Raw genomic sequence first — 26,461 nt, 5'->3', positions numbered from 1 at the left:
GCCCTGGGCAAGCCAGGGTGTCCGTAACCAGCACCTGGGGGCTGTCCGCTGCTTCCGAAACCCCCTCATCCCCGATGATCTTGCTACCAGAAGCAAGTTCGGCGCTGATTTCGCTTCTGGTAGCAAGATCATCTTCGAAACAGGGGCCGAAACTGTGCTCGGGAGCCTGGCGAGGACGCGGTTGTCGTTCGCAGGCAGGCGTGACCGGCCGCGACACGTCCAGGCGTTGGGCGCCGGGCTGGGGGCGCTCCCTCCTTCGCTGCCGCTTTTCCGTCCGGGCGAATGACCGGCCGCGACACGCGACCCGATCCGCGCCGAGCTGGGGAAGGCACCGGCCGAAGGCCGAGGTAGGTGGGCCCTTTGGGCCCCTTTGGGGCCCGTCCACCACCCCGACCACTCCTCCCCCGTTTCCCGATAGCCGCCCACCGCCGTCGTAGCGAAGCGGGTCAAGGTGGAGCGCCCGGAGCGAAGCGAGGACGTACGACCTTGACGCGCGCAGCGGAGACGGCAACCATGAAGCGGCGGGAAACGGGGGAACCCGCACCCCAGGTGTGGACGCCGAGGTCAGGTGGGTTCGGGGATGTTGGTGATCAGGGCGGCCAGGCCCTCCGCGTCCAGGAGGTCAGCAGGCCGCACGGTCTCTCCGGCCCGCACATAGTGGAAAGCCGCCCGGACCTCCTCCAGCTCCACTCCGGCAAGATCGGCCCAGGCCAGCCGGTAGGCCGCCAGCTGTACGCTCACCGCCCTGCGCTCGACCTGGTTCCCCGGCGGTCGGCCGGTCTTCCAGTCCACGACGTCGTAGCGGCCGGTGTCGGCGTCATGGAAAACGGCGTCCATGCGGCCGCGAATCAGCCGGTCGCCGATGACCGTCTCGAAGGGCACCTCGACCTCGGTCGGGATGCGCGGCCCCCACTCGCTCTCCTCGAACCTCCTCTGGAGCTCGGCGAGGTCCTCGTCCTCGCCCGCCGTCTCGTCTGCGGCCCCGGGCAACTCGTCCAACAGCGTGGCGTTCTGGCCGAAGCGCTGCTCCAGCCAGGCGTGGAAGGCCGTACCGCGCCGGGTGTGCGGCGCGGGCGGGCGGGGCAGGGGGCGGCGGATCTGGCGGGCCAGCGCGGAAGGGTCCCGGGCCAGCCAGACCATCGAGGACACCGACAGGTGATCGGGCAGCTCCACCTGAACCGGGCCATCGTCCGGGCCGGTGGTGGCGCGGTCGCGGTGGGCCAGCAGAAGTTCGGTGTCGCGTTCCCAGCCCTGGAGCCTGCGGCGCAGCCCCTCCGGGGTCTTCCTGGGTCCGGCGGGCTTACCCTCGCGGATACGGGACCGGGCGTTCTCGACCAGGTCGGCGCCGGCGAGGATCTGGGCGCGGCGGGAGTCCTCCGGCGGCTCGGACACCATCCGGGCCGGTGCGGGCCCGGGCTCCGGTTCGGGAACAGGCTCGTAGTCGGGCACAGGCGGCACGTCATCGAACTCGGGGTCGAACTCAGGCTCGTACTCGAAGTCCGGTTCGGGGCCGAACTCGAAGTCGGGCACGGGGTCGGACACGACCGGTACAGACGAAGGCTCGGGCTCCTCCGCCTCCGCCTGCAGCTCCTGGGGCGGCCACACCGCCGAGGACTCCTCCTCGTCGTGCGGGTTGGTGTCCTCGGGGTCCGGCGGCGGGTCCCAGCGCACGACGGAGCCCGCGCCCTGCTCACAGGCGGCGCGGATCTCCTCCAGGAACTCCGAGGGTCCGCGCGGGGTGCTGCCGGTCCGCCCCCACCAGTGCCCCGTGCACACCAGGGCGTAGGAGGCCCGGGTGACCGCCACGTACGCCAGGCGCCGCTCCTCCATCAGGTGGCGGGCTTCCTCGGCCTCCTTGAAGGCCGTGATGTCGTCCTTCTCCACACCCCTGAGGGCGGGCAGGCTGGAGCGGTCACCGCGCAGCGGGTACGGGAGCAGGTGGTCGGCCTTCACCCAGGCCAGGGAGTCACGGGCCTTGGCCGGGAATAGCGGGGCGCGCTTGCCCGCGCTCACCCCCGGCACGATCACCACCGGCCACTCCAGGCCCTTGGCGCCGTGCATGGTCATCAGCTTCACGCTGTCCGAGCCGCCGACCCGCTCCCCCGGGCTGAGCGCGCTCTCGTTCTCCTCAGCTGCGTTGAGGTAGCCCAGGAAACTCCCCAGGGTGGGGTCCTCGGTGTTACCCACGAACCGCACGGCGTGGTCGACGAAGGCGTCCAGGTCCGCACGGGCCGAGAGCGGGTCGCGGTGGATCCGAGCCCCGACCTCGATGTCCAGGCCGAGCATGCGCTCGATCTCGGTGATCAGGTCCGGCAGCGGCTGCCCCACGAACTTGCGCAGGGTGCGCAGCTCCTCGGCGAGCCGTCCCAGGCGCTCGTAGGCGGCCGCGGAGTAGTTCGCGGCGTCCCCGGGGTCGTCGACGGCGTCGACGAGGCTGCCGCTCTCCGCGGTCAGGTCGAGAACGGTGCGGCGCAACAGGTCCTCGGACTCCTCGCCCTGCGCGCTCTCCTCGGCGGCGGGTCCGGTGAGGTCGCGGCGGGTGTGGCGGGCCAGTTCGGAGGCGCGCTTGCCGAGGGCGGCCAGGTCCCGGGGCCCCATCCGCCAGCGCGGGCCGGTGAGCAGGCGGGCCAGTTCGTTCCCGGCGGAGGCGTCGTGAACGACCCTCAGCGTCGCGATGATGTCGCGGACCTCGGGCACCAGCATGAGCCCGCCCAGGCCGACGACCTCCACCGGGATGTCCTGCGCCTCCAGGGCCTCGCGCAGCGGCGGGAACTGGGAGCGCTTGCGGCACAGGACCGCGATGTCGCCCGGGCTGATCCTCCCCTCCTGTCCCCCGCCCGACTCACCCTCGGGCCAGGCCTTGCCGTCCGGGGCGAAGACCGGTCCCCCCGCGTCCTCGGCGGTGGCCTCGACCAGCGCCCGCACCTGCTGGGCGATCCACGCCGCCTCCTCGGTCTCGGTGGAGAACAGGGCGGTCAGTGCGGTCCCCCGTCCCCTCCTCGCGGGCCCGGGGTGCAGAACCGGCACGTCCGCCGCTTCCGCCCGCAACGGCTCGGAGATTCGCTCGGCGACGTTCAGGACCTTCTCACCGTTACGGAAGCTCAGGGAGAGGCGGCGCACCGAGGCGGGCCGCCCCGGTGCGATCGGGAAGTCCGTGGGGAAGCTGGTGAGGTTGGCCGCGATCGCCCCGCGCCAGCCGTAGATGGACTGGCAGGGGTCGCCCACCGCCGTGACCGCGTGTCCGTCGCCGAAGAGCGCGCGCAGCAGCACCAGCTGGGCGTGGCTGGTGTCCTGGTACTCGTCCAGGAGCACTACGCGGAAGCGTCCGCGTTCGATCAGGCCCACCTCGGGGTGGTTCTGCGCGATGCGTGCGGCGAGCGCCATCTGGTCGCCGAAGTCCATCGCCTCGCGGGTGTGCTTGGCGTGGTTGTAGCGCTCCACCAGCGGCAGGAGCTCCTCCCGGCGGCGCTGGGTGTCCACCAGGTCCCGGGTGGGCTGGGTGGGCTTGCGGGACATCGCGTCCACCCCGGCCTGGATCCAACGCCCCACCCCGCGGACCTGGTCGGTGGTGGTGAGGTGGTCGGAGATCTGCCCGGACAGGTCCAGCACCCGGCGGGTGACGGTGTCCGCGCCGACGTTGACGTGGTCCATCGGCCCGTCGTACTCGCCGACGATCCGGGCGGCCAGCTGCCAGGCCTGCCCCTCGCTCAGCAGCCGCGAGGTGGGTTCGACGGCCTCGCGTAGGGCGTGGTCGCCCACGATGCGCCCGGCGTAGGAGTTGTAGGTGGAGACCGTGGGCTCGCCGTCCAGCAGCTCGTCTGGGAGCTGCTCGGTGGCGCGCAGCTGCTCCAGGCGCTTGCGCACCCGCTCGGCCAGTTCAGCGGTGGCCTTCCTCGTGAAGGTCAGGCCGAGGACCTGCTCCGGGCGCACGTGCCCGTTGGCGACCAGCCAGACCACACGCGAAGCCATGGTCTCGCTCTTGCCCGATCCCGCTCCGGCGATGACCACGCCGGGCTCCAGCGGCGCCGCGATGACCTGGGCCTGCTCAGTCGTCGGCTCGGGCCGCTTGAGGAGCCGGGCGAGCTCGGCGGGACTGAAGCGGGGCCGGTGCTCCTCGGACGCCTCGAAAGTCGCGGGGGCGGCGGGGGTGGTGTCAGACATGTCGGCCCTCGTCCTGGACTGGGCAGCAGGCGCGTACGGCGCACGAGTTGCATCCGGTGTTGCGGGTGGCGGCGAAGCGGGATCCGCCCATGCCGGTGGCGACCTCGTGCACGAGGGTCTGTGCCCATCCGGGGTCGGGGTCCTCGCCCAGCGGGGGCTGGGCCTGTTCGCGCGCCTTCTTGCTGAGTGCGGCCTTGCCGACCTGCACGAGCGTGGCGCCGCCGGGTTCGGCCAGGCCGAGTTTGGCGAAAGCGCCCTTGAGCACGGCCATCTGGTAGACGCCGAGCTGGGGGTGCCGGGCCAGGTCGTCGGCCTTGGTGCCGCCGGTCTTGATGTCCACGACCACGGCGCGGCCCTCGGCATCGCGTTCGAGGCGGTCGACGCGGCCGGTGATCTCGATACCGCCCACATCCACCTTGAAGCCTTCCTCCGTGACCACCAGCTCGCGATCGTTGGTGGCGTCCCAGGTGATGAACTTACGGACCATCTCATCCGCCCGGTCGCGCTGTTTGTCGGCCTGCCAGGGACCACCGAAGTCGAGGTCGGTCCAGATCTCGTCCATCCGGGAGCTGACCTCCTCCGCGGTGCTGCCCTGGGCGACCAGGACGGCGACCGCGTGCACCACCGTGCCGAGCGCCGAGGCGGAGTCACCCGAAGAAGCCCCGGCGGCGCGCTCCAGCAGCCAGCGCAGCTGGCAGTTGGTGAAGCTCTCCACCTGGGAGGGCGAGACCCGGATGGTGTCCTCGGGGTCGGAGAGCGGTCGGTCGTCGGTGAACGGGGTGAGCGCGTACCACTCCGCCGGATCGGCCCCCCGGACCCCTTCCTCGGCCAGACGGGCCAGATGAGCCGCGGCCGCCTCACGCAGCGGCCCGGGCGCGGAGGGGTCGGTGACCACCGAGCGCAGGTCGGCGACGAGCGCGGGCAGGGAGAGCCAGCGGCGGCCGGTGCTGACCGGTTCGGGGTCGCCCACGCCCATCTCGTTGAGGAAGCGGGAGGGGCGTTCGTCGGTGTCCTCACCGCCCACACAGGTCACGTAGAGGGTGCGGCGGGCGCGGGTGAGCGCCACGTAGAACAGGCGGCGCTCCTCGTCCAGCAGTTTGGAGGCCAGAGCCGCACCGAAGGAGTCCGCGGAGTGGCTCTCGGCGTCCACGAGCTCCTCCACGCCGAGCAGCGAGCCGCGCAGGCGCAGGTCCGGCCACTCGCCCTCCTGTGCCCCGGCCACCACGACCAGGCCCCACTCCAGGCCCTTGGAGCGGTGGGCGGTGAGAATGCGCACCGCCTCGCCCTCGGGCGCGCGTTCGGCGAGGCTGTCCCCGGGGATCTCCTGGGCGGCCAGGTCGTCCAGGAAGCCGTCGGGGGTGCCGGGCGGCAGCCGGTCGCAGTAGCGCGCGGCGCTCTCGAACAGCGCGACCACGGCGTCGAGGTCGCGGTCGGCGGCGGCCCCCCGGCGGCCTCCGGCCTGGCTGGCGCGCAGGAAGCGGTCGGCCAGACCGCTGTCGCGCCACAGCTCCCAGAGGACCTGTTCGGCGTCGGATCCCTTGGCGGTGAGGTCGCGGACGGTGCGCAGGGCCTTGGCCACCCGGGTGGCGGGGGCGGCGATGGCGGGGTCCACCAGAGTCAGTTCCCGGGGGTCGCGCAGCGCGTCCACGAGCAGCTGCGAGGAGGGCCGGTAACCGGCAGGCTCAGCTTCCCCAGCGTCCCTTTCCCCGGCTTCGCCCCCTTCCCGGACCCGATCCAGGTCCAGGCGGCGCAGCGCCCGCACCAGGCGCCGCAACCGCACCGTGTCGGCCTCGCCGAACGGGCTCATCAGGAGCTCGCGGGCGGCGTCGTCGTCCAGTTCCTCGGGGCGCAGGCCGTAGCGGATCAGGCCGAGCATCGGGCGGACGATCGGTTCGGCGGCCACCGGCAAGTCGTCCGAGCCCACGACCACCGGCACCGAGGCGGCGGTGAGCGCGCGGCGCAGCACCGGGAGCTGACGGCTGGAGGAGCGCACCAGCACCGCCATGTCCGACCACGGGACCCCGTCCATCAGATGGGCGCGGCGCAGGGTGTCGGCGATGACCGCGGCCTCCTGGGTGGCGCTGTCGGCCATCAGGACGTGCACCTCACCGTCGGGGACCCCCTCGGCCGGGGTGAGGGCGCGGTGGGCGTTGACCTGGCCGTGCGCGGATGCCACGGCGGGCAGGCGGCGGGTGAGGCCGCGCGAGGCCGCCAGCAGGACGGAACCGCTGCGGCGGCAGGTCTGCAGCGCGACCACCGGGGCGTCCTTGCGCTCCAGGGTGGGGAACCGGCTGGGGAAGTCCAGGATGTTGTCCACCTCGGCGCCGCGGAAGGCGTAGATGGACTGGTCCGGGTCGCCGACCGCGATGAGGTCGCGCCCATCCCCGGCCAGGGCGCGCAGCAGCTCCTCCTGGGCGGGGTCGGTGTCCTGGTACTCGTCCACGAACACCACCTCGTGGGCAGCCCGCTCGCGCTCCTGCACCTCGGGGTCGGTGAGCATGTTGGCGGCCACCCGCACCAGCTCGGCGTAGTTGAGCGTGGGCACGGGCGCGATGTCGAAGCGGCCGTTCATCCGGGAGAGGAACCCGGCCGCCGCGGTCCAGTCGTCGCGGTCGCGTTCGGCGGCCATCTCGGCCAGCGCCTGCGGGCCGAGCCCGCGTTCCTGGGCGCGCATGAGGAAGTCGCGCAGCTCCTCGGCGAAACCGCGGGTCTCCAGGGCGGGCCGCAGCCGCTCGGGCCAGGCCTGCGCGCCGTCCTCGAACTCCCAGTTCAGCAACTCACGTACCTCCATGAGCTGCTCGGGGCCGGACAGCAGCCGAGGCGGCAGGTCGCCCATCCGCTGGAACTCACGGCGGATGAGGGAGTAGGCGTAACTGTGGAAGGTCAGCGCCAGGGGTTCGCGGGTGGTGCGGCGCAGGCGGCCGGTGATGCGCTCACGGAGCTCCTGCGCGGCCTTGCGGCTGAAGGTGAGTACCAGGATGCGCGAGGGGTCCACGCCGCGGTTGTCGATGCGGTCGACGACGGCCTCGACGATGGTGGTGGTCTTGCCGGTCCCGGGGCCCGCTAGGACGAGGAGCGGCCCGCTCGGGTGATCGACCACGCGCTGCTGGTTCTCGTCCAGCACCGGAGGCGGCTGCACCTGGTGGGCGCGCCGCACAAGACGGTACGGGGATGTGTTCACGTCTCCAGTTCACCAGAGGTGGACGACCATCCCGGACGTCGACGGACGTCAGAGGAGGGAACGGACCGCCCCTGCCCCCCTCGTCAGCCCTCGTTTCCCCCGTCCCACCGGGCCTGCCGCATGTTCACCCGATCACTGCCGGGCCGCATCGGGGTGCCCTCCTCGGCGTAGCGGGACAGGGCCCGCACCTCGTGCCCGGAGGCCGGCCGCCCGTCCGCGCGCACCACCCGCCACCAGGGCACACCCCCGCCCCACCGGGACATGGCCGAACCCACCTGGCGGGGCCCGCCGCGGCCGACGTACTCGGCGATGTCGCCGTAGCTCATCACCTTGCCGGGCGGGATCCGCTCGACCACGGACAGGACGTCCTCGGTGTACTCGTCGGGTTCACCGTCCAGGGGCAGCGCTTCGGTCATGGAAGTGAGCCTAGCCACCACCGCCGACATGCGCCGCCCCGCTCCGGCTAATCCGGGACGGCGTTGCTGTGCGATCCCCAGGCGAGCTCGGGGTCCCGCCTGCGCGCGGCCCTGGCCATGAACAGGCCGTAGGCCCCCAGGAGCGCGATGGCGCCGCCGCCGATCCACGCGGTCATCGCGGCCCCGGTGATGTGGGTGAACCCCAGCATCCACGGCAGGGCGAACAGCACCAGCCCGCCGGCGAGCACGCCGACCTCGCTCGACAGCGCACCGGGGCGGGTCAACGACACCGAGGCGGCCAGGATGACCCCCAGCCCCAGCACGAAGAACAGCCCTCCGGAGAATCCCAGCATCCCGTGCGCGACCCAGCTCAGGCCGACCACGAGACCGAGGGCGACCGCGACCCAGTCCGCCCAGCGTCCCTTCTCACGCATAACGCCACCTCCTTGCGGCGGGGACGGGCGCCGGTAGTCGGCACCGCGACCCGTGGATGACTTGTACCCGCTTCTGGAGGGTTACGCTCCGAAAACACGGCGGGCGGCACGGGGAGTACCCCGCACCGCCCGGAGGCGAACCACAGGCCCTAGTAGGTGGGCAGGCTCGGGTCGACCTGGTTGACCCAGGCCAGGACGCCGCCGCCGACGTGCACGGCGTCGGCGAAACCGGCGGCCTTGACCGCGGCCAGGGCCTCCGCCGAGCGCACACCGGACTTGCAGTGCAGGACCACACGCTTGTCCTGCGGCAGCTGCCCGAGGGCGTTGCCGTTGAGGAACTCGCCCTTGGGGATGAGCGTCGCACCCGGGATGCTGACGATCTCGTACTCGTTCTTCTCGCGCACGTCGACGAGGTAAATCTCGTCGGGCTTATTGTCCAGGAGCTCCTTGAGCTCCGGGGCGGTGATGGTCGAGTCCACGGCGGCCTGGGTGGCCTCCTCGGACACGGCACCGCAGAAAGCCTCGTAGTCGATGAGCTCGGTGACCGGCTCGGTCTCCGGGTCCTTGCGGACCTTGACCTCGCGCCAAGTCATCTCGAGGGCGTCGAAGATGAGCAGACGGCCGACCAGCGGGTCACCGATACCGGTGATCAGCTTGATCGCCTCGTTGACCATCACCGAGCCGATGGAGGCGCAGAGCACGCCCAGGACACCGCCCTCGGCGCAGGAGGGGACCATGCCGGGCGGCGGGGGCTCGGGGTACAGGTCGCGGTACTGGGGCCCGTACTCGTTCCAGAAGACGCTGACCTGGCCGTCGAAGCGGTAGATCGAGCCCCACACGTAGGGCTTGTTCAGGATGACGGCGGCGTCGTTGACCAGGTAGCGGGTCGCGAAGTTGTCGGTGCCGTCCAGGATCAGGTCGTAAGGGGCGAAGATCTCCAACGCGTTGTCCGACTCCAGGCGGTCCTGGTGCAGGATGACCTCGACGTTGGGGTTCACCTCCTTGATGCTGTCCCGGGCGGACTCGGCCTTGGGACGGCCGACGTCGCTCTGGCCGTGGATGATCTGACGCTGAAGGTTGGACTCGTCGACGACGTCGAAGTCGATGATGCCGAGCGTGCCCACGCCCGCGGCGGCCAGGTACAGCAGGGCCGGGGAGCCCAGGCCGCCCGCGCCGACAACGAGCACCTTGGCGTTCTTCAGGCGCTTCTGGCCGTCCATGCCCACGTCGGGGATGATCAGGTGACGCGAGTAACGGCGCACCTCGTCCACGGTCAGCTCGGCGGCTGGTTCGACCAGCGGCGGCAGCGACACGGTGACTCCTCATGACTGTTCGGATCGCTTCGCATCCACCCGTACCAGGGGCCACGGGGACATGGGGGTGGTGCGCGAAGCTGCTTGCACTTATACCCAACCTAACGGGTGGGGTTTTCCATTCCCACCCCGGGGAGGCGTGGTCCATGTCGCGCCCGCTCGCCTCCTGCCCTCCCTCAACCAGGACGGACCGCGGGTTCATTCCATGGTTCCGCTCCACCGGCCCGGCCGGCGCCCGCGCGGTTTCCCTTGCCCCGGAGCGGTCCGCGGGTAGTGTCGCTCATACGCTCCGCGACGATGGTGGGAGGACCCCGTGGCAACGTCCGATCACAGTGGGAACAGACAGCGCGTCTCCGCCCAAGGCGAGGACCCGACCGCGGCCGTGCCCGAAGCGGACGCCGCCGAACAGCGCGTCCCGGCGGGCGCCGAGGACTCCGACGACTGGGCCGAGACGGCCTCCGCGGAAATCTTCGACCAGGCCAACGAGGCGGACGTGATCGAACAGGCCCGGGAGGCCGGTCTGGACGAGGAAGAGCGCCGCTGACTCGGCGCGGCATGAGCCCGACAGGCCATCCCTCACGTATTTCAGCGCGCCCTCGTCACCCATTTCACGCCCCGTCCGACCTGCGCCGCCGGTTTTTCGACCCGCTTCATCTGGGACGTCGGTCGCTTCCTGCTGCCCGCACCGAACTTACGCAGGAGTAAGATGAGGAAAAAGCTGCGGAACGCGACCACAGAGCCGAGGCCGCGTCCGACAGCGTTAGCCACGCAGATGTCCGGTAAATGGTGTGCATCTGCCATGCCGAGTTCGGAGGGTGTGGGTGTGACAGCTCCTTCAGACGCCCGCGCCCGGGGCACCCGCTTGCCCCGGGTCAGGCGCCGCCGCCAACTCCTGGCCGCAGCTCAGGAGATCTTCGTCGCCCGCGGGTACCACGCTGCGGCGATGGACGAGATCGCGGACCGCGCGGGTGTCAGCAAACCGGTCCTGTACCAGCACTTCCCCGGGAAGCTGGAGCTCTACCTCGCGCTCTTGGAGGAACACTCCGAGGCGCTGGTCGAGAAGCAGCGGGAGGCTCTGGAAAGCACTGACGACAACCGTCAGCGCGTGACCGCGAGCTTCCAGGCCTACTTCGACTTCGTCGCGGGCGACGGAGAGGCGTTCCGGTTGGTCTTCGAGTCCGACCTGCGCAACCTCCCCGCCGTCCGGGAGAAGAGCGAGGAGACGTTCCAACGCTGCGCCGAGCTGATCGGCAAGGTGATCCGCCAGGACACCAGCATCTCCGACGAGGAGGCGCACCTGCTCAGCATCGCCCTGGTCGGTATGGCCGAGACCAGTGCCCGGTACTGGCTGAACAACCACGGCTCGGTCCCCCAGAACGCCGCCGAGCAGCTGGTGGCCCGGCTGGCCTGGCGCGGGATCAGTGGTTGGGACCTCACCCGGTCCGCCGAGGAGACCGGGACCGAGGACTGACACCCAGCAGCCGCAGGATCCGACCCCCGGACGCGAAAGCGTTCGGGGGTTTTCCCTTCCCCCAGCCCTTCGGCCGAACATTATCCGGCCCGGGTAAAAACAACTCGACCATCCCTTAACCATTCTTCAACAAAGGGTGGACAAATAAGCCCATAGCGCCCGAACAAACGGTTCGAACTCCGCCCTGCGGGTATCGCGAAACTGAGAAGTAACCCGCTTCTCTTCGCCGTATCCGTCTGGCACCGGCCACCGGTGGCCCGGCGGAACCAGCGATTCGGGGGTGAAGACGTATGGACATGGGTCAGGGGCTGATGGACGCCTGGCAGGCGATCGTGGGTTTCGTGCCGTCGCTGCTGGGCTTCCTGGTGATTCTGGTACTGGGCTGGATCATCGCCTGGTTCGTGGGCAAGGCCGTCGCCAAGGGTCTGCACGGCGCCGGACTGGACCGCGCGCTCCACCGCGGTGGCGTGGCGCAGTACTTCGAGAACAGCCGCTGGACCGCCAGCGAGCTGGGCGGGAAGATCATCTACTACGTCGGACTGTTGTTCGTCCTGACGATGGCGTTCAACGTCTTCGGGCCGAACCCGGTCAGCACACTGCTCAGTGACGTCATCGCGTGGATTCCGCACGGCATCGTGGCCCTCGTGATCATCGTGGTCACGGCCATGATCGCCAAGGCTGTCCGGGACCTCGTCAGCGGCGCTCTGGGCGGGCTGTCCTACGGGCGCATCCTGGCCAACGTGGCCGCCGTGGCCGTCCTGGCCCTCGGTGTCATCGCCGCACTGAACCAGATGGGCGTGGCCGTGGCCGTCACCCTGCCGGTGCTGATCGCGGTGCTGGCCACGGCCGGCGGCATCCTGGTCGTCGGTGTCGGCGGCGGCCTGATCAAGCCGATGCAGTCGCGCTGGTCGCGCTGGCTGGAGGTCGCAGAGCGCGAGACCGGCCGGATCGGCGACGAGAGCAGCTACCAGGCCGGGCGCGAGGCGGCGATGAGCCGTCCGGCCACCACGGCCGAGCAGGCCGAGGCGGCCAAGGAGACCAAGGAGGCCGCCAGCCTGCCGGGGCAGCGCGCCAAGGGTGGTGAGCCCACCTAGCGAGCCCGCCTGGCGCCCGCTGAGCGACGTTCCCGGGGGCACCTGGGTACCGGGCGGTAACTTGACCGCCCGGCGCTCCTGGGCCGCCTGAAGCCCTGGACCGCTTGAAGCACTGAGACAAAGAGAGAGGGCGGGGCCCAACGGCCTCGCCCTCGTCGTTCGTGTCGCCGGCGCGACTCGCCGTCACAGGAAGTCGGAGTCACGCAGTTCCTGTCGGGAAAGGTGTTCGATACGCCGAAAGGCGAGCACCCCGGTGGCGATCATCGGCAGGAAAGCCAACCAGAAGACGATGCTTCCGGGACCGGTGAACACCATCGACGCGAGTGCGACGACGAAGATCAGGGCGAAAAGCGCGAAGTCGACGCGATCCTGCTGGATCAGGACGCCGACCGGTGGGCGCGCCGCCCCATGCCGACCGCTCCTCATTCGCATTCCTTTCTCGCGGCTCTTCGGGCCGCTCCGCCAGTTACGGTGCCCGGGAACCGCCTGGACCCTGATAACACCGTGAATCCCACGTTGCATTCCGCAGGCCACCGGTCCTACCGGGGCGAACCGGGCCGGAGTGAGCCACCACGAGTTCGCCGGTACGTTTCAGAGTACGCCCAGTAACGGCTTTTCGCCGGAGAACCGGTCGGGTGACGAACGCGCGAGGGTTCGCGGCATAGATCACACCGCCTGCGGACGTGACCAACCTAGCGGACGAAACCGCGCTCCTTCGCCAGCCGGCAGATCGCGAGAATCCGGAGGGTCTCCCAGTCGTAGTCTGCGTGGTCGGAACCCCAGCCCCGTTCGAGGCAGCCGTCGAGAAAACCGTGGAGGTAGGTCCCGAGCGTGTTCGCGGTGAGTTCGGCGCCGCCGGAGACGATGCCTTCGCACACCTGTGCGGCGTGCTGATCCAGCTCAGCACACATCCAGGGCGCTACCGGCCCGTCGAGGGGGCCGATCTTGTGGAAGTCACGGGTGAGTCCGGCCAGCGGGTGGCGCACGGAGGTCCCACGGGGCATGGAAGTACCTACTCGCGTGGTCAGGAGACGGGAAACTCCATCGACTCTATGTGCGCCGAACCAATGGATCGTAACGAATGTGTTGGAAATTACCCGCTCTTGACCAAGTAGGACCAAGTTCCGGCAAAACACCCGACAAGAGCTGAAACCGCTGTCGGCAAGGCGATGCAGGGTCTTATTCGGCCAATCCCATCGCGGTGAGTCGCGCGGCGTGGCCCTCGGTGAGGGAGGCGAACATCCGGCTGACCGCGGCGAGATCGCCCAGGCCGGAATCACCGGCCTTCTTCGCCTTCTCCGCGACCTTCTCGTCCCGGGCCAGCAGCGCGGCCAGCCGCGGCCGGTCCACGGCCACCGCCTGTGCCTGGCTCAGCGCCTCGCCCACCAGACGGCGGGCCCACAGGGACAGCCGGCCGGCGAGCTTGGGGTCCTCTTCCAGGGCGGCGCGTACCTGCTCGGCGACGAACTCGGCGCGCTCGGTCTCGGCCAGGACGTCCTCGACGAGCACGCGGGTGTCCTCGTCGGCCAGCGCGGCGACCTTGCGGTAGAAGTCACCGGCGATGCCCTCGCCGACGTAGGTCTTGACCAGGCTCTCCAGCCAGCTCTGCGGCTCAGTGCGCTCGTTCCAGGAGTCCAGCGGCCCAACGAAGGGCGCCATGGCCATCTCCGGGTCCACCCCGAGCTCCACCAGGCGCCCGCGAAGCGCCTGATAGTGGTTCTGTTCGGCGGCGGCCAGCCCGGCCAGCTGCCCCTTGGTCCGCAGCGAGGGCGCCAGTCCGGCGTCGCCGGCGAGACGGAAGAAGGAACCGAGCTCGGCGTAGGCGAGCAGTCCGAGCAGATCGATCACGCCGGGGTCGGCAGAGGGGCCTTGGGTCATGCCCGTCAGAGTATCGCTCGGGCTCCCCAGTACCCAACCGGGGACTAAACGCCCGCCGAAAGCGGTTGCACACTCTGGGAGCGGGTACGGTCACCGCCGTCCGAGCACGGTCCACAGCAGGTTCCACAGCACAGTGAAGCGCTATGTGCACCGGGCGAACCAGCAGCTAGACTCAGCGTGATGACCGGCGTGCATGATCGCGGCGCCGCGTCCCGCACCCCCGCGACGCGGGCCTCTCCCGCGAGTACGTACCGGCGCCGCGGACGCGGGCGCCCAGCGATGTGTCCAGCCGGACACCACAACGTGTCCTCACGAGCAGTGCGGCGTGAGGGAGCAACGGCCCACGCGCCCAGCGACGCACCGCACACGACAAACCAGCGGATGGAACCGAGACATCGCGGCCAGGGTGACCCCCCGGGCCGCGCGGGTCCAGTCGGCAGCGCCACCACGGCTCCCTCGCCGAAGCGGGAACCTGGTGAGCCGCGCCCTCCGCGGCGGCCAGAAGCCGCCCGCGACCGCACCCCGCCGCGGCCACGAACAACACTGCGGCCCGCCTAGATGGAGGCTTGAGCCCTGAGCAGCACAGAAGAAACCACAACTCCCGAAACCACCTTCCACGACCTGGGCGTCAGCCCCGAGCTCGCCGACGCGCTGGAAGCGGAGGGGATCATCGCCCCCTTCCCGATCCAGGCCCTGGCCCTGCCGATCGCGCTGAACGGCAACGACATCATCGGTCAGGCCCGTACCGGTACCGGCAAGACCCTCGCTTTCGGTCTTCCCCTGCTCCAGATGGCGCAGGAGAAGCCGGGCACGTCCAAGCGGCCGCGCGCCCTGGTCGTGGTTCCCACCCGCGAGCTGGCCATCCAGGTGGCCGCCGACCTCACCACCGCGAGCAAGCGCAGCGGCGGACGCATCCTCACCGTCTACGGCGGCCGCTCCTACGAGCCCCAGATCAACGGGCTCAAGGAGGGTGTGGACGTCGTCGTCGGCACCCCGGGCCGTCTGCTCGACCTGGAGAACCAGAAGCACCTGCGGCTGGACGAGGTCGCCGCGGTGGTCCTGGACGAGGCCGACAAGATGCTCGACCTCGGGTTCCTCCCCGACATCGAGCGCATCCTCAAGAAGATCCCAGCCGAGCGCCAGGTGATGCTCTTCTCGGCCACCATGCCGAGCGAGATCGTCACTCTCTCGCGGAACTACCTGCGCCAGCCCACCCACGTGCGGGCCGGTGACGACAACGAGATCGACGGCTCGGCCATCACCAGCCGGATCGCACAGCACGCGTTCCGCACCCACCAGATGGACAAGCCCGAGATGCTGGCCCGCCTCCTGCAGTCGCAGGACCACGGCCAGAGCATGGTGTTCTGCCAGACCAAGCGGGCCTGCGACCGGGTCGCCGGTGAACTCAACGACCGTGGCTTCGCCGCCGCGGCCGTCCACGGTGACCTCGGCCAGAGCCAGCGCGAACGCGCCCTGCGCGCCTTCCGCAACGGCAAGATCAACATCCTGGTCGCCACCGACGTGGCCGCCCGTGGCCTGGACGTCGACGACGTGACCCACGTGGTCAACTACGAGACGCCCGACGACGAGAAGACCTACACGCACCGCATCGGCCGTACCGGTCGCGCGGGGCGCACGGGCACCGCGATCACGTTCGTGGACTGGCAGGAGATGCCGCGCTGGAAGCTGATCAACGGCGCGCTCGAACTGAACAACGCCGAGCCGGAGGAGACCTACTCCACCTCGCCGCACTTCTTCGAGGCCCTGAATATCCCCAAGGGGACCAAGGGCCGGCTGGCCGCCGACAAGCGCGGTGAGTTCGCCGGGCTCGAGGCCGAAGAGGTCGAGGACATCGGTGACACCGGACAGCCGCGCGGCGGAGACCGGGGCGACCGGGGTGGCCGAGGCGGCCGCAAGGTCCGTGGCGACCGCAAGGAGCGCGGCGGTGAGCAGGGCGGTCGGCGCAACTCCGGTGGCGGTTCCGGTGACGGTGGCGGCGGTCGCAGCCGTTCGCGCCGACGAACCCGTAACGGCGAGAACGTCACCCAGGCCGAGAGCGGCGCGGAGAAGGTCACCGTCAAGGCCGACGCTCCCGCCAGCGGCCCCGAGAAGTCCGCGGAGGGCGACGGCACCCGCCGTGTCCGCCGCCGTCGCCGCACCCGTGGCGGCGTGCGCCGGGACCCCGAAAACACCTGATAACACCTGTTTCGGCGTCGGGCGCTCCCTGATCCACTCATCGATCGTCTAGGGTGGCCCGACGTGAGTACACCTGAGTTCCTCGATCTGCCGCCGGGTGTGCGGCGCACGGACCTGCGTCTTTCGTACGGTCCAGTAGCCGCACTCCGGGCCATGCCCACCTCCGGCGGCACGGAGTTGGCCCCTGCTGTCCTGGTGCACGGTTTCACCGGCAGCAAGGAGGACTTCATCGCCCTCCTCCAGAGCCTGGCCCAAGCCGGGCGGGAGGTGGTGGTGATCGACCTGCCCGGCACCTACCGGTCGCCTGGCCTCGAGACCCTCACCCCGCCGCCCGGGGTGGAGCTGCCCGACTACCGCCTCTCCTCGCTGGGAGGGGTGGTGGCCGAGGTCCTGGACCAGGTCGGCGACGGCGGCCCCGTGCATCTGGTGGGGCACTCCTTCGGCGGCCTGGTGTCCCGCGAGGCGGCGCTGACCGACCAGTCCCCGCTGGCCTCCCTCACCCTGATGTGCTCCGGCCCCGGGCCGTTGAGCGGCCCGGGTGCGGTCCGGGCCCGCAACCTCATCGCCGCGCTCTCGATGGACCCCACCGCCGAACGGCTCCGTGAGCTGTGGGACGAACGCTTCGAGATCGAGGCCCGCGGCCGATCCGTCAAGCCCCAGGTCGTGGACTTCCTGCGCGAGCGGCTGCTCAACACCAGCGCCCTGGCCCTGATCCGGATGGCCGAGGACCTGCTGGGCGCCACGGACCGGGTCGACGAACTGGCCGAGGTGGACGTGCCCAAGCTGGTGCTCTACGGCGAGAACGACGACGCCTGGCCGCTGGCCGAACAGGACGAGATGGCCGAGCGGCTGGACGCCAAGCGCCTGGTGATTCCCGGCGCGGGCCACTCCCCCAACGTCGAGGCCCCCGAGACCACCTCCAGCGCCCTGACGTCCTTCTGGAACGAGACGGAGTCCGTCGGCCGCCGCTGACCCGCCCCTGTACACGAACGTGCCGCCGTCTCCGTACGGGGACGGCGGCACGTGTGCTTCGAGGCCGGGTGCTAGACCCAGGAGTCGAAGTTCCGGCCTTCGGCCTCCACCGTGGTGGACGGGCCGCGGTCCGGGAAGATGCGGGTGTCCGGCGGCAGCGACAGCAGGTTCTCGCCGATGGAGGCGAGCTGGGTCGTGTAGTCGATGTAGGTGTTACCGACCATGCCGGGCTCGCCCTTGCGCAGGGTGTCACCGCTGAAGACGGCGCCGATCTGGCTCACGTAGAAACCGACGGTGCCGCTGGTGGTACCGGGCAGGGCCAGGACGTCGATGTGCAGGTCGGCGATGTCCAGGGCACCCTCGCCCTCCACGTCGATCTCCGGGCGGTGCTCCGCGCCGTGGATGCGGCGCCAGGCGCGCATCTCGCGGGGGTGCAGGGCGATGTCCGACTCGGTCTCCTCGGCGATCTTCAGGGCCGACTCGATGTGCGGGCTGTAGCCGTTGGTGCAGGCGATGAGGTAGACCTCGCGGTCGCCGACGGCCTCCATAATCGCCTCGGCGTCATGGGCGGGGTCGATGATCACGACGCCGTCCTTGTCGGCCTCGATGATCCAGGTGTTGCTGATGACCTCGAACTTCTCGCCGTCGAACTCGAAGGTCCCGGCGGTGCGAACGCGGATGATGCCGTCGGAGTCGGGGCCGCTGACTCCGACCTCCTCGACCTCGTCGTCCTTGCCGTCCTCGTCGTCAGCCTTGGACGCGTCCTCGGACTCGTCGGCCTTCTTGGCGGACTTCTTGGCCTTGGCTGCGGTCTCGGCCTCGTCCTTCTCGTCGGCCTCGTCCTTTTCGGTGTCGGCGTCGGCGTCTTCAGCCTTGTCGGACTCCTCGGCCTTCTCCTCAGCCTTGTCCTCGGTCTTGGCCGCGTCGTCCTTGGTCTCGGTCTCGACCGCTTCTTCCTCGGTCTCCTCCGTGGTGTCCTCCGCGACCTCCACAGCGGAATCGGTGGCCTCCTGGCCGTCCTGCTTCTTCGACTTCCGCTTCCAGAACACGGCGTCAGACCTTTCGTCCAAATATGGGTAGAAAAACGCTTCGACCATTCTCGCGTCCCCGCGCAGTGGTCCGTACCGTACCGAACCCAGGGGGTCCGGCGGCACTCAACCCTTGAGCAGAGGCGCCCCGGTCGCGGGGGCGATGAGCTCCTCGAACGCCTCCGGCGCGGTCGTCCGGCAGCCCAGACGGTGCCCGGTCAGGGACCCGTGGTCGTCGCTGGAACCGGTCACCACCACACCGAGGTCGGCGGCGACCCCGCGCCAGAACTTGCGCTGGGGCCGGTTGTGCGAGGGGTGGTCGGCCTCGATCCCGCCCAGGCCGACCCCGACCATCCGCTCGGCCAGCTCCACGGGGACGGCGCCGTTGGTAGCGCCCTCGGCGCGCCCGGGATGCGCCAGCGAGCAGACCCCGCCCGCCGCGCGGACCAGCTCCACCGCGCGGACCGGGTCGATCGCGTACCGCGCCACGTAGACCGGCCCACCGGAGCCGATCCACTTGTCGAAGGCGTCCTGCACGTCCTTGGCGGCCCCCGCCTCCACCACGGCGCGGGCCAGGTGGGGGCGGCCGATGGTGTTCGCGTCGGCGTACTCGTCCTTGCCCGCCCCGGCGATCTCCAGCACCCGTTCCCAGGTCACGTCCACGCCGTGCTCCTGGAGCTTGCGCACCATCTCCTCCGCCCGGTGGGCGCGGTCGGAGCGGACCCGCCGCAGCTCCTCGGCCAGCTCCGGGGAGTCCGGGTCGAACAGGTAGGACACCAGGTGGACCGCGGACCCCTGGTAGGCGCAGGACAGTTCCATCCCGGGAACCAGGGTGAACCCGGAGGGCAGGTGCCGGGACGCCTCCTCGATCCCGCCGACCGTGTCGTGGTCAGTCAGGGCGAGGACGTCAAGCCCGGCGGCGACCGCGTACTCGATGACCTCGGCGGGGGAGTCGGTTCCGTCGGAAACGGAGCTGTGGGAGTGCAGATCGATACGTGTCACCGGGCGATTGTACGTAAGTGGCGCCCGGTCCCGCTCAGTCCGCCTCGGTCACAGGTGCCAGGGCTCTGCTGAAAAAAGGACTGAGCGCACCGAACGGCGGTTCCAGGGCGACCCCGCCGTCCCGTAGGTCGCGCAGGTCCCGCAGTGAGTTGATCTCGCACATCAGCATGCCGGTGTCGGCCGAGGCGAAGACCAACCACAGCCAGTGGGCGAGCGCCTCACCGGTGTAGGCCGCGCGGTCCTTGCCCACGTCCAGGTTCCACAGGGCCATCTCGTGCCCGTCGAAGCGCACTTTGGCGTCGGGCGGACCGGAGTCGAACCCGTCTCCGGGGTCAGGGCCCTCCAGCCCGGCGACGCGTGCGCCGATACCGATGCCGGGGTCCTCGGCGATCATGACGGCCTCGCCGACCCCGCCCAGCGGGTTCGGTCCGGACAGGGCGACCGCCACGGCCAGAGCGCCGCTGCGCTCATCGCCGACCTCGGCGAAGCCGGTGACCACCCAGCCCGTCGGCAGGGGCCACGGGATCCACACCGGGACGTTGGCCTGTGGCAGAAGAGCGTCAAGTGCGGCGGTGTTCGGTGCGCGTACCCCCTGGAGGGGCGCCACCGGTCCGTGGGCGTCGCACTGCCACGCGCTGGTCCACAACCCCGGGGGTTGTACGGCGCGCCCGCAACGTGGACACGTGGGCTCGGGTTTCATGTTCTACGTCTCTACCCGAGAGGTGTTCAGCGAAAACGCGAAGTGGGCGGGGTGCGATCGCACCCCGCCCACTGTCGTCACCGCAAGGGCGTTGCGGCCCTTGAAGGCAGTGCTACCGCGATTGGTCTACCGCGGCGGTCCTACTGGGACTGGCGCTTCTTGTTCGCGGTGATCCGGCCGCGCTCCTTCTGGTCGAGGATGACCTTGCGGATACGGATGTTCTCGGGCGTCACCTCGACGCACTCGTCCTCGCGGCAGAACTCCAGAGCCTGCTCGAGGGAGAGCTTGCGCGGCGGCACCAGGCGGACGAGCTCGTCGCCGGTGGCCGAACGCATGTTGGTGAGCTTCTTCTCCTTGGTGATGTTGACGTCCATGTCGTCGGAGCGCGAGTTCTCGCCGACGATCATGCCCTCGTACACCTCGGTGGTGGGCTCGACGAACAGCGTGCCGCGCTCCTGGAGGTTGAACATCGCGAACGCGACGGCCACACCGGCGCGGTCGGCGACCAGGGAGCCGTTCGGACGGGAGGTGATGTTGCCGAACCAGGGCTCGAACTTCTCGAACACGTGGTTGGCGATACCCGTACCGCGGGTCTCGGTGAGGAACTCGGTCCGGAAACCGATCAGGCCGCGGGACGGGACCAGCCAGTCCATGCGCACCCAGCCGGTGCCGTGGTTGACCATGTTCTCCATCCGGCCCTTGCGGACGCTGAGCAGCTGGGTGATGGCGCCCATGTACTCCTCGGGGGCGTCCACCGTGAGGCGCTCGACCGGCTCGTGCACCTTGCCGTCGACGATCTTGGTGACCACCTGCGGCTTACCGACGGTCAGCTCGTAGCCCTCGCGGCGCATCTGCTCGACCAGGATGGCCAGCGCCAGCTCACCGCGGCCCTGCACCTCCCAGGCGTCGGGGCGCTCGGTGGGCAACACGCGCAGGGAGACGTTACCGACGAGCTCCTTCTCCAGGCGGTCCTTGACCAGGCGAGCGGTGACCTTGGCGCCCTTGACCCGGCCGACCAGCGGCGAGGTGTTGGTGCCGATGGTCATGGAGATGGCGGGCTCGTCCACCTTGATGAGCGGCAGCGCGACCGGGTTCTCGGCGTCGGCGAGGGTCTCGCCGATCATGATCTCCTCGATACCGGCGATGGCCGCGATGTCACCGGGGCCAGCCATCTCCGCGGGCTTGCGCTCCAGGCCCTCGGTCATGAGCAGCTCGGTGATCTTGACCTGCTGGATGGTGCCGTCGGTGCGGATCCACGCGACCTGCTGGCCCTTGCGGAGCTCGCCCTGCTGCACCCGGACCAGGGCCAGACGGCCGAGGAAGGGGGAGGCGTCCAGGTTGGTGACGTGGGCCTGCAGCGGCGCGTCCGGGATGTACTCGGGGGCCGGAATGGTGTCCAGGATGGTGCTGAACAGCGGAACGAGGTTGTCGTTCTCCGGCACGGTGCCGTTGGCGGGGCGCTCCAGGGAGGCCTTGCCGTCACGGGCGCAGGTGTAGACGATCGGGAACTCGATCTGCGACTCGTCGGCGTCCAGGTCCATGAACAGCTCGTAGGTGTCGTCCACGACCTCGGCGATCCGGCTGTCGGGCCGGTCCACCTTGTTGATCACGAGGATGACGGGGAGCTTGGCCTGGAGGGCCTTGCGGAGCACGAAGCGGGTCTGCGGGAGCGGACCCTCACTCGCGTCCACGAGCAGGACGACACCGTCGACCATGGACAGCCCGCGTTCGACCTCACCGCCGAAGTCGGCGTGGCCGGGGGTGTCGATGATGTTGATGACCACGTCCTCGCCCTCGGGCGTGGTGTAGTGCACCGCCGTGTTCTTCGCGAGAATGGTGATGCCCTTCTCGCGCTCCAGGTCGTTGGAGTCCATCACACGGTCGTTGACGTCCTGGTTCTCCCGGAAGACACCGGACTGCCAGAGCATGGCGTCAACGAGGGTCGTCTTGCCGTGGTCGACATGGGCCACGATGGCGACGTTGCGCAGGTCTGTACGGCGGGCGGAGCCCTCGGAGGGCGTGGCGCTGGACATGCTTAAGTCTCGATCTCCTGTACTGGGTAGAGACCGCAGATTGCCACGGCCCGTTGCCAGTTTATGCGGTCATAGTGGTCTGGTTGGGAAACGTACAGGTCACCCCGGTTAGTTTCGTCACCCCGAAGGGCCCGCGAAACGGGCGGCGTACGTCCCCCGGAACCCGCCTCAGGCAGGGGTTTCAGGTGTGTTTTCGTGCGTGTTCAGGCGGGGCTTCCGTGCGCCTCGAGCAAGGATCCGAGCGGCTCCAGGAAGGGGATGTCGGCGGGGAGCCAGTCGAGCTCGCGCAGTTCGTCGGTGGCGACCCAGCGGACCGCCAGGTGCTCCAGAGCCCGGGGATCGCCGGATACCAGCTCGGCGCGGAGCAGGCGCAGCACGGCCGGGCGGGAGATCCGTTTGGCTAGTTCGGGCAGCGGGACGTCGTCACCGACCCGCCCGAGGGCCCGGACGGTCACGCCCAGTTCCTCCCGGCACTCACGGACCAGGGCTTGGTCGGGGGTCTCCCCCGGTTCGGTCTTGCCGCCGGGGAACTCCCACCGGCCGCGCACGGCCCGGGGTTCGGCGCGCTGGGCGGCGAGGACGTGTCCGTCCCGAACGATGGCCGCGCCCACCACGATCAGAGTCTGTCGCACGGGACACCAGCCTAGGGGCTCAAAGTGAACCCCGGGTGTCGGTCCGGCCGGGCCGACACCCGGGGGGCCGTCGCCCTCCGGGGGGAGTGGAAAGAGCGTCGGCTTCCGGGTTGGTCGCAGAAATCACCCACTGGAAGATTCTTGCCAGGAAGAGCAGGTGACTGACCCAGAGCCTATGCACCAGGGAGTCCCCGTGTGGCGGAATCAGTGAAGGTTCCCGTACTTTTCGCGTCTCGAAACCGGGTGTTCCGCGCGCTTGTGCACAATCAGGCAAGGGGTTGGGCGTCTTCGGGGCGGTACCCGCTCCGGGATTCGGTGAACGGATGGCGCAGCCGGTGGGCGAGGGCGGTGTGCCTGCGCCCCGAGGAGACGTTGCGGACCGCCTGGGCCAGCGCTCTGCGGGAGCCGACCAGGACGACCAGCTTCTTCGCCCTGGTGATCGCGGTGTAGAGCAGGTTGCGCTGCAGCATCATCCAGGCCGAGGTGGTCACGGGGACGACCACGGCGGGGTACTCGCTGCCCTGGGAGCGGTGCACGGTGATGGCGTAGGCGTGGGTGAGCTCGTCGAGTTCGGCGAAGTCGTAGCTGATCTCCTCGTCCTCGTCGGTGCGCACGGACACCTCCTGGGCCACCTGGTCGATCCCGGTGACCACGCCGAGGGTGCCGTTGAAGACCCCGTTCTCGCCCTTCTCGTAGTTGTTGCGGATCTGGGTGACCTTGTCGCCGACCCGGAAGACCCGACCGCCGAACCTGCGTTCGGGGGCATGGTCGCCGGGCGGGGTCACCGCGGCCTGCAAGGCGGTGTTGAGGTTGGTCGCGCCGGCCGGACCGCCCTTCATCGGAGCGAGGACCTGGACGTCGCGGCGCGGGTCGAGGCCGAACTTGCGGGGGATGCGCCGGGCGACCACGTCCACGGTCATCTGGGCGGCGTCCTCGGCCTCGTCGCAGGGGAAGAGGAAGAAGTCGGTCATCCCCTCGAAGTGCGGCGGCTCCCCCTTGTTGATCCGGTGCGCGTTGGTGACCACCCCGGACTGTTGGGCCTGGCGGAACACGTGGGTCAGGCGCACGTCGGGGATGGGCGAGTGCTCGTCCAACAGGTCGCGCAGCACCTGCCCGGCACCCACGGACGGCAGCTGGTCGACATCGCCGACGAACAACAGGTGCGCGCCGGGCGGGACCGCCTTGACCAGCTTGTTGGCCAGGATCAGGTCGAGCATGGAGGCCTCGTCGACCACCAGCAGGTCGCAGTCGAGCGGGTTGTCACGGTCGTAGCTGGCCTCGCCCCCGGGGCGGAGTTCGAGGAGGCGGTGCACGGTGGAGGCCTCGTACCCGGTGAGCTCGGTGAGGCGCTTGGCGGCACGGCCGGTGGGTGCGGCCAGGATGACCTTGGCGTCCTTGACCCTGGCCATGGTGACGATGGAGGCGACGGTGAAGGACTTTCCGCAGCCGGGGCCGCCGGTGAGCACGCACACCTTCTGGGACAGGGCCTGGCGGACGGCGTCCTGCTGGGCCTCGGCCAGCGCGGAGCCGGTGCGCCGGTCGAGCCACTCCAGGGCCGCGGGCCAGTCCACGTCCGTGAAGGCGGGCAGGCGTTCCTCGGGTGTGTCCAACAGGGATCGCAGTCCGGAGGCCAGGCCCATCTCCGCGCGGTGGAAGGGCAGCAGGTAGACCGCGCGGACCGGTTCGTCCTCGGGCCCCGGCACGGTCTCGCGGGCCACGCCCTCCTCCGCGACCAGTTCGGCCAGGCACTCGATGACCAGCCCGGCCTCCACCTGGAGGATCTTCACCGCGGCGGAGATGAGCCGCTCCTCGGGCAGGTAGCAGTGGCCGTCGTTGCTGGACTCCGACAGCGTGAACTGGATGCCCGCCATGACCCGTTGGGGGCTGTCGTGCGGAATGCCGACCGCCTGGGCGATGGTGTCGGCGGTCTTGAAGCCGATCCCCCACACCTCCGAGGCCAGGCGGTAGGGCTCCTTCTGGACCACCTCGATCGAGGAGTCCCCGTACTTCTTGTAGATGCGCACCGCCAACGAGGTGGTGACCTGGACCCCCTGGAGGAAGACCATGACCTCCTTGATGGCCTTCTGCTCCTCCCAGGCGTCCGCGATCAGCTTGGTGCGCTTGGGGCCCAGCCCGGGCACCTCGATCAGGCGCTTGGGCTCCTCCTCGATGACCTCCAGGGCGTCTGTCCCGAAGTGCTCCACGATCCGCTCGGCCATCTTCGGCCCGATCCCCTTGATCAGCCCGGAGCCGAGGTAGCGCCGAATCCCCTGAACCGTGGCCGGCAGGACCGTCGTGTAGTCGTCCACGTGGAACTGACGGCCGTACTGGGGGTGCGAGCCCCAACGACCGCGCAGCCGCAGCGCCTCGCCCGGCTGGACGCCCAACAGGGAGCCCACGACCGTGAGCAGGTCGCTACCGCCCCGGCCGGTGTCGACCTTGGCGACGGTGTACCCGGTCTCCTCGTTGGCGTAGGTGAGCCGTTCCAGGACCCCCTGGACCACCGCCTGTGAGGGAGCGGGCTTGGATGGGGTGGGCACGGTGTACCGCCTCTCAGCCTTCCACTCCGGTGGGAACCTCCGGGGTGCCCTCCCCCAGAGGCGGGGTGCCCTCCCCCAGAACCGCCAGCACCCGCTCCCGGTCCGCCCGGCGCAGACTGCGAGCGACCAGGACATACGAGTGTCTGAGCATCTCCACCAGCTCATCGTCGGGCACACTGCCGTCCAGCAGCACCGAGTTCCAGTGTCGTTTGTTCATGTGCCAACCGGGCGTGACCGCCGGAAACTGCCCCCGCAGCTCCAACGCGAGCTCCGGGTCGCACTTGAGGTTCACCGTGGCAGGGCCATCCTCAGAAGTACGGGAGCCGCCAGGACTGCCAGAGTCTCCGGAGCCACTGGAGCCTTGGGAGCCACCGGTGAGCAGGGCGAACATCTTCTGCCGGGCCACCTTGTACACAAGGGGCCCCGGCCCGAAGGGCTCACTCTCCTCAGCCTCGGGAAACCACAGCGCCGCGTCGATGAACTCCTCAGGTGTCATGCCTCTCCCCAGTCCCCCTGATTCCCGGCCGGTATCGGCTCCGCCAGTGCTGGCTTGCTCCGCCAGTGCCAGCTTGCTCTGCCGGTGCTGACTTTCTCTGCCGGTGCTGACTTCGACATTGCCAGAGGACACCGACCTTCGGGAGTCCGGGCCACCAATCTGTGGACAACCGCCCCGCCCCTGAACCCGCCCAGAAACAGCACGTTGTGACACGTTGCGGCACGGTCCCATCGGTCCCATCGGCCCCAGATAGCTGCCGGGCCATGGGGGCTCTGGCGGGCTTCCTGCGTTGTGTGGGGTCCCTCGGGTTCCCCCGTTTCCCGCCGCTTGATGGTGGCCGTCTCCGCTGCGCGCGTCAAGGTCGTCGCCGTCGCGGCTTCGCCGGATCAGGGCGCTCCACCTTGACCCGCTTCGCTGCGACGGCGGTTGGCGGCTGTCGGGAAACGGGGCAGGAGTGGTCCGGGGTGGCAGACGGGCCCCAAAGGGGCCCAACTACCAACTGCGCGGCCTTCGGCCGGTGCCCTCCACCGCTCTGCGCGCAACGCCTGGCCGTGTCGCGGCCGGTCAAGGTCGGCGACGGAAAAACGGCAGCGACGGCCCCGGTCTCCCCAGGCCTGCGTGGATCGGGCCGCGTGTCGCGGCCGGTCGCGCGTGCCATCGGACACCCGGCGGTGAGGGGTGAGTTCAGCGCTGTGGTGTTGGCTCTGGGGAGGCCAGGGTGTCCGTAACCTGCGTCTGGGGGCTGTCCACTGCTTCCGAAACCCCCTCATCCCCGATGATCTTGCTACCAGAAGCAAGTTCGGCGCCGAACTTGCTTCTGGTAGCAAGATCATCTTCGAAACAGGGGCCGAAACCGGGCTCGGGGCGGGTCGCGGTTGTGGTTCGCAGACCGGCGTGACCGGCCGCGACACGCG

Annotated in this window: 20 protein-coding genes; 5 read left to right on the top strand and 15 right to left on the bottom strand. The window is 69.9% G+C overall.

The window, feature by feature from the left end:
* Nucleotides 1–564: 564 nt before the first annotated feature.
* From D457_RS0122345 to moeZ, 5 genes are all read right to left on the bottom strand, one after another.
* Nucleotides 565–4,161, bottom strand: coding sequence for an ATP-dependent helicase (locus D457_RS0122345; protein ID WP_017582904.1), 3,597 nt, complete (start codon nt 4,159–4,161; stop codon nt 565–567).
* Nucleotides 4,154–7,318, bottom strand: a complete 3,165-nt coding sequence (locus D457_RS0122340; RefSeq protein WP_017582903.1) for an ATP-dependent helicase — start codon at nt 7,316–7,318, stop codon at nt 4,154–4,156. The genes D457_RS0122345 and D457_RS0122340 overlap by 8 nt, the downstream gene beginning before the upstream one ends.
* A 107-nt stretch (nt 7,319–7,425) precedes the next feature.
* Nucleotides 7,426–7,758, bottom strand: a complete 333-nt coding sequence (locus D457_RS0122335) for an MGMT family protein (protein WP_026116910.1) — start codon at nt 7,756–7,758, stop codon at nt 7,426–7,428.
* 47 nt (nt 7,759–7,805) lie between these two features.
* Entirely contained in the window at nt 7,806–8,192 is a 387-nt protein-coding gene (locus D457_RS0122330; protein ID WP_017582901.1) for an SPW repeat protein, read from the bottom strand.
* A 149-nt stretch (nt 8,193–8,341) separates the two neighbouring features.
* A complete protein-coding gene (gene moeZ / locus D457_RS0122325; protein ID WP_017582900.1) occupies nt 8,342–9,505 on the bottom strand; it encodes an adenylyltransferase/sulfurtransferase MoeZ in 1,164 nt (387 codons plus the stop codon).
* A gap of 313 nt (nt 9,506–9,818) precedes the next feature.
* Here moeZ and D457_RS0122320 point away from each other — a divergent pair, with 313 nt between their 5' ends.
* From D457_RS0122320 to D457_RS0122310, 3 genes are all read left to right on the top strand, one after another.
* On the top strand, nt 9,819–10,049 hold the full coding sequence (locus D457_RS0122320; protein ID WP_026116909.1) for a hypothetical protein: 231 nt from the start codon (nt 9,819–9,821) through the stop codon (nt 10,047–10,049).
* Nucleotides 10,050–10,328: 279 nt separating this feature from the next.
* A complete protein-coding gene (locus D457_RS0122315; protein ID WP_026116908.1) occupies nt 10,329–10,976 on the top strand; it encodes a TetR/AcrR family transcriptional regulator in 648 nt (215 codons plus the stop codon).
* Between the two features lie 290 nt (nt 10,977–11,266).
* On the top strand, nt 11,267–12,070 hold the full coding sequence (locus tag D457_RS0122310) for a mechanosensitive ion channel family protein (RefSeq protein WP_017582897.1): 804 nt from the start codon (nt 11,267–11,269) through the stop codon (nt 12,068–12,070).
* Nucleotides 12,071–12,253: 183 nt separating this feature from the next.
* On the opposite strand, the gene D457_RS0122305 is transcribed toward D457_RS0122310, so the two are convergent.
* From D457_RS0122305 to D457_RS0122295, 3 genes are all read right to left on the bottom strand, one after another.
* The gene (locus D457_RS0122305) at nt 12,254–12,496 is read right to left on the bottom strand and encodes a hypothetical protein (protein ID WP_017582896.1); all 243 of its coding nucleotides are present in this window, start codon (nt 12,494–12,496) and stop codon (nt 12,254–12,256) included.
* A 266-nt stretch (nt 12,497–12,762) separates the two neighbouring features.
* Nucleotides 12,763–13,074, bottom strand: coding sequence for a DUF6401 family natural product biosynthesis protein (locus tag D457_RS0122300; RefSeq protein WP_017582895.1), 312 nt, complete (start codon nt 13,072–13,074; stop codon nt 12,763–12,765).
* Between the two features lie 175 nt (nt 13,075–13,249).
* A complete protein-coding gene (locus D457_RS0122295; RefSeq protein ID WP_017582894.1) occupies nt 13,250–13,948 on the bottom strand; it encodes a ferritin-like fold-containing protein in 699 nt (232 codons plus the stop codon).
* A gap of 651 nt (nt 13,949–14,599) precedes the next feature.
* Here D457_RS0122295 and D457_RS0122285 point away from each other — a divergent pair.
* Nucleotides 14,600–16,144 carry a DEAD/DEAH box helicase gene (locus D457_RS0122285; RefSeq protein ID WP_193374535.1) on the top strand — a complete coding sequence of 515 codons (1,545 nt, stop codon included), beginning with the start codon at nt 14,600–14,602 and terminating at the stop codon, nt 16,142–16,144.
* Nucleotides 16,145–16,207: 63 nt separating this feature from the next.
* Nucleotides 16,208–17,116 carry an alpha/beta fold hydrolase gene (locus D457_RS0122280; protein WP_026116906.1) on the top strand — a complete coding sequence of 303 codons (909 nt, stop codon included), beginning with the start codon at nt 16,208–16,210 and terminating at the stop codon, nt 17,114–17,116.
* Between the two features lie 71 nt (nt 17,117–17,187).
* Here D457_RS0122280 and D457_RS0122275 read toward each other — a convergent pair whose 3' ends face one another.
* From D457_RS0122275 to D457_RS0122245, 7 genes are all read right to left on the bottom strand, one after another.
* Nucleotides 17,188–18,165 (bottom strand): MBL fold metallo-hydrolase, encoded by a 978-nt coding sequence (locus D457_RS0122275; protein ID WP_017582890.1) that lies wholly within the window; start codon nt 18,163–18,165, stop codon nt 17,188–17,190.
* A 105-nt stretch (nt 18,166–18,270) separates the two neighbouring features.
* Complete coding sequence (locus D457_RS0122270) at nt 18,271–19,146, bottom strand: PHP domain-containing protein (protein ID WP_017582889.1); 876 nt, start codon at nt 19,144–19,146, stop codon at nt 18,271–18,273.
* Nucleotides 19,147–19,180: 34 nt separating this feature from the next.
* Nucleotides 19,181–19,846: a DUF6758 family protein gene (locus tag D457_RS0122265; RefSeq protein WP_051072995.1), complete on the bottom strand. Its 666-nt coding sequence runs from the start codon at nt 19,844–19,846 to the stop codon at nt 19,181–19,183.
* Between the two features lie 140 nt (nt 19,847–19,986).
* Nucleotides 19,987–21,879: a translational GTPase TypA gene (gene typA / locus D457_RS0122260; RefSeq protein ID WP_017582887.1), complete on the bottom strand. Its 1,893-nt coding sequence runs from the start codon at nt 21,877–21,879 to the stop codon at nt 19,987–19,989.
* A gap of 203 nt (nt 21,880–22,082) precedes the next feature.
* On the bottom strand, nt 22,083–22,511 hold the full coding sequence (locus D457_RS0122255; RefSeq protein WP_017582886.1) for a (deoxy)nucleoside triphosphate pyrophosphohydrolase: 429 nt from the start codon (nt 22,509–22,511) through the stop codon (nt 22,083–22,085).
* Between the two features lie 266 nt (nt 22,512–22,777).
* Nucleotides 22,778–25,051 (bottom strand): SF1B family DNA helicase RecD2, encoded by a 2,274-nt coding sequence (gene recD2, locus D457_RS0122250; protein WP_017582885.1) that lies wholly within the window; start codon nt 25,049–25,051, stop codon nt 22,778–22,780.
* A 13-nt stretch (nt 25,052–25,064) separates the two neighbouring features.
* Complete coding sequence (locus D457_RS0122245; protein WP_017582884.1) at nt 25,065–25,547, bottom strand: MmcQ/YjbR family DNA-binding protein; 483 nt, start codon at nt 25,545–25,547, stop codon at nt 25,065–25,067.
* Nucleotides 25,548–26,461: the final 914 nt, after the last annotated feature.

It is taken from the genome of Nocardiopsis valliformis DSM 45023, from assembly GCF_000340985.1.
GTDB classification, from domain to species: Bacteria; Actinomycetota; Actinomycetes; order Streptosporangiales; family Streptosporangiaceae; genus Nocardiopsis; species Nocardiopsis exhalans.
Note: the sequence above shows the minus strand (reverse complement) of the source record. Positions and strands in the feature narration are given on the sequence as shown.